The organism is Actinomycetota bacterium (assembly GCA_036280995.1).
In the GTDB taxonomy this organism is placed as follows: Bacteria; Actinomycetota; CALGFH01; order CALGFH01; family CALGFH01; genus CALGFH01.
On sequence record DASUPQ010000283.1, the window covers coordinates 1 to 3591 of the forward strand.

Sequence of the window (3591 nt, forward strand, 5' to 3'; positions counted from 1 at the left end):
GTGAGGCTGGCCGACGGCACCACCGCCGGGGTCGGGGACTGGGTCACCACCCGCCGCAACAACCGGCTCCTCTTGACCCATGGCGGCCGGGACTTCGTCAAGAACGGCGACACCTGGACCGTCACCCACCGGTTCGCGGACGGCTCCCTGACCGTGGTGCACCGCCGGCACCGTGGCCGGGTCACCCTGCCCGCCGGGTACGTCGCGCAGTACCTGGAGCTGGGGTACGCGGTGACCGCGCACCGGGTGCAGGGCGACACCGTGGACACCGCGCACCCGGTGGTCACCGAGCAGACCAGCCGGGAAGCCCTGTACGTGCTGGCCACCCGGGCCCGGCAGCACACCACCCTGTATGTGGCGACCGACCCGCCGGTCGACGTTGCCACCGAGCACGCCCCACCCGAACCCCGCACCGCCCGCGACGTCCTCGAACACGTCCTTTCGAACCCGACCGCGGAGCTGTCCGCCACCGAGACCATCGCCGCCACCCTGGCCACCGAAACCAGCCTGCCTGTACAGACCGCGAGGTACGGGCACGCCGCCGACACCGCGCAGGCCCAGCCGGAGGCCGTTGACTGGGCCGGTCATCTGCGGGACCGCGCCCAGCTGATCCGCGACCTCGCCCACGCCCGGCACCGGCCACCGGACCCACCCGCACCGCTACCCCCGGTGCTGCCCGACCGACCGCTACCCCGGCGGGAGCGGCACGGACCGCGGCTGCGCCGATGACACCCCAGCCGGGAACCCCCCCGGCCGGTGACGCACAGCAGCATCCACAGGAAGGGAGAACCGTGATGAGGAGACGACGCCGAACCAGGCCCCAGGACGGCACCGGGCAGCCCAGCGTGCCGGCGGTGATGCGGGACCAGGTGGCCGCGCTGATCCGGCACCGCGGCCACGCGATGCCGTGGGCGGCCCGGTCCGCGCTGGTGGAGGCGCACGGCTACCTGACGATCCCCGCGCCCAGCCACCTGCCCGGTGGCCCCGACGGCCGGCTGGACGAGAAGGAGACCACCCGGGAGGCGGTGACCCGGATCCGGTGCCGGCTGCTCGCCCTGATCGACCCCACCACCGGGTGCACCAGCGACGGGTCGGACCCGTATGCGATCGGATTCGCCGCCGGGCAGCTGAACCAGGCCCTGCACGAACTCGACCCGATGCCCGCCGCATGACCCGCCACGACGAGCACCGAGCCGACCGGCCGGTCGTGCTGGCTGTGGTGGCCCCGCCGGCGGGCATCGACCGGGCTCGCACCCTGCTCGCCGAGCTGGCCGACCGCGGCGCCGAATGGTTCGGGCACGGCGAACACCTGGCGGTGCTCCGGGCGTTCGACACCCTGGAGGACGCGGCCACCACCCGGTGGCCGCCGCCCGGCCCGGCCACCGGGATCACCGACCCGCACCCGGTGCTGCTGGAGGCCTACACCAGGCTCCGCGAGGCCGCCACCGGCGACGACACCCCGTGCCTGGACCAGGTGCGGATCGCCCTTGCCGCCGCGTACCTCGCCGACACGCTGCGGGCCGGGCCATGACCACCGGGAGCAACCTGTACGGGGTGCACCACGCCGGGCTGGTCGGGGCGATGGCCTGGCTGCTCACCCACCCCGACACCCCGCCCACCGAGGTGGAGCTGCGCGCCGTGCTGGCCTACCGGTGCGCGGTCCTGGACGCCCAGCGCCAACTGCTGGACCGGGCGATCCGGGGCGCCGACGTGCACCGGGTGCTGTTCGGGCACAACCACACCCGCAGCCCCCTGCACGCGGTCGCCGCCGCCCCACCCCTGGCGCTGGCCGAGCTCGTGGAGCAGGTGCCCCGCCACCCCGATGTGCTGCCCGCGCTCACCGACGCCCTCACCGAACCCGTGTCGCAGACACCTCCGGTGGTGGCGGCGTGGCGGGACGCCGCCCGGCACGCCTTGCTCGCCACCGATATCGTCACCAGCGCCGGCGCCACCGGGTGGGCCGACCACCCGGGGCTGGCGTGGCGGCTGGTCGCCGACACCGCCACCACGATCGAGGCGCTCACCGTGCTGGACGGCCGGCTGGCCGCCACCCCGGCGGCGCGGCGGCTGCTGCCCGGTTGGGCCAGGCTCCACCGCAAACAGGCATCCGTGGTGCGGATGCTCGCCAACCACACCGCCCGGGTCGCCGGCTCCGGGCCACTCGACCCGGGCACCGACACCCTGGCCCGCAGCCTCACCGTGTCCCGGCCGATGCCCCTGACCCACCCCGCGCAGCTGCCGGACGGCATCCGGGCCGCCGCGGTGCTCGCCGCCCGGACCGTGCCGACCGCGAGCGAGCTGCGGAAGATCGCCGCCGCGCACGCCGACCTCGCCCACACCTGCGCCCGGCTGCTCCCCGACCAGCTGAGCGAACTGTGGGACAGCTACACCGACCGGGCCGCCGCCTACCGGGACCTGGCCGGGGCCGCGAGCCGGGTCGCCAGCATCCACCGCGGCGGCGGCCTGGTGCTGGTGCAGACCGCCGAGCTCACCCGGCTGCTGCACCATGCGGCCGCGACCAGCCCTCGGGACGCCGTGGCGGGGGTGCTGGCCGACCTGGACACCGCCTACCCGGGGTTCTCCCGTGCCCTGGCCGGCCGGGTCAGCCACGGGCTCCAGACCGGCGCGTACCTGGTGCCGCACCCGCACACCCTGGAGCACCGGTGGGAACACCCCCGGCCCGGCCACCCGACCGCCGCCCGGCTCCACGAGACCGCCACCCGACTGGGGGTGGGCGACCGTAGCGCCGACCGGCGCGCCGCCGACCAGGCCGCCGGCCTGCGCCGGCCCGGCCGCCGCCCGGCCCTCACCCCCGACCAGGTCACCCGCCGCCCGGCAGCTGCTCCACGACGGGAACCACACCCAACGACAGGTCGCCGCCCAGCTCGGTGTCGGCCTGTCCACCCTCAAACGCGCCCTCCACGCCACCACCGCCCCCGTCGACCGCGCCGACGTCCACCACGACCGGCCGAACACCGTCGACCCACCGCCCACGCCGACCCGAGGCGCGCTGACCACAACCGTGCTGCGGCAGGCCCGCGAACTCACCGGCACCGGGCACACCCTCCTGCAGGTCGCCGACCAACTCCAGGTCGGCATCGACAAGCTGCGGGCCGCGCTGCGCGACCCCCGTGAACCCGGGCCGCCGGTCGCCGACCCCGCCCGCCGTGCCCTCGCCGCCGCGCTGGCCGGGCAACCGGTCGCCCGCCGCCCCGTCACCCCCGGCCACCCGGTCCCCACCCCTCGGACCACCCCACCCCCTGCGAGGCAGCAATCATGACCACCAGCAGCAGCAGCAGCAGCGGCAGCGGCCGCACGAGCAGCAGCACGAGCAGCAGCGCCGGGCGCGCCGACCCCGGCAACCATGATCGTCTTCACCCCCCGCGGCCGGGCCGCCCTCGACCGGCTCGCCGCCACCCTCACCACCGGCTGCGACACCGACAGCAGCCTCGACCAGATCGCCGGGGTGCTCGAGCAGGTGCTGCACGCCCCGCTGGACGACCTCGCCGCCGCCCTCACCCCGACCCCCGCGTCGACAGGGACCGCGCCGCCCACTCTGCGGCGCGACACCACCAGCCGGGACCGCACCCG

Annotated in this window: 6 protein-coding genes; 5 read left to right on the forward strand and 1 reads right to left on the reverse strand. The window is 76.2% G+C overall.

Annotated features, from left to right (window positions below; translation table 11 throughout):
* The 4 genes from VF468_09520 to VF468_09535 all read left to right on the forward strand — a co-directional run.
* Positions 1–729: hypothetical protein (locus VF468_09520; GenBank protein ID HEX5878546.1), on the forward strand; the 729-nt coding region annotated here is incomplete at its 5' end.
* A 65-nt stretch (positions 730–794) separates the two neighbouring features.
* Complete coding sequence (locus tag VF468_09525; protein ID HEX5878547.1) at positions 795–1172, forward strand: hypothetical protein; 378 nt, start codon at positions 795–797, stop codon at positions 1170–1172.
* Positions 1169–1531, forward strand: coding sequence for a hypothetical protein (locus tag VF468_09530; protein ID HEX5878548.1), 363 nt, complete (start codon positions 1169–1171; stop codon positions 1529–1531). Before VF468_09525 ends, VF468_09530 begins: the two co-directional genes overlap by 4 nt.
* The gene (locus tag VF468_09535; GenBank protein ID HEX5878549.1) at positions 1528–3135 is read left to right on the forward strand and encodes a hypothetical protein; all 1608 of its coding nucleotides are present in this window, start codon (positions 1528–1530) and stop codon (positions 3133–3135) included. Before VF468_09530 ends, VF468_09535 begins: the two co-directional genes overlap by 4 nt.
* 80 nt (positions 3136–3215) lie before the next feature.
* Here the strand turns inward: VF468_09535 and VF468_09540 are convergent, their stop codons facing one another.
* On the reverse strand, positions 3216–3362 hold the full coding sequence (locus VF468_09540; protein ID HEX5878550.1) for a hypothetical protein: 147 nt from the start codon (positions 3360–3362) through the stop codon (positions 3216–3218).
* Positions 3363–3364: 2 nt separating this feature from the next.
* Here VF468_09540 and VF468_09545 point away from each other — a divergent pair.
* Positions 3365–3591, forward strand: a 227-nt coding sequence (locus tag VF468_09545) for a hypothetical protein (GenBank protein ID HEX5878551.1), incomplete at its 3' end; no start/stop codon positions are given.

Coding starts and splice junctions, on each gene's coding strand:
- VF468_09530 (HEX5878548.1), top strand. CDS start 1,169: ATGACCCGCCACGACGAGCACCGAGCCGACCGGCCGGTCGTGCTGGCT.
- VF468_09535 (HEX5878549.1), top strand. CDS start 1,528: ATGACCACCGGGAGCAACCTGTACGGGGTGCACCACGCCGGGCTGGTC.
- VF468_09525 (HEX5878547.1), top strand. CDS start 795: ATGAGGAGACGACGCCGAACCAGGCCCCAGGACGGCACCGGGCAGCCC.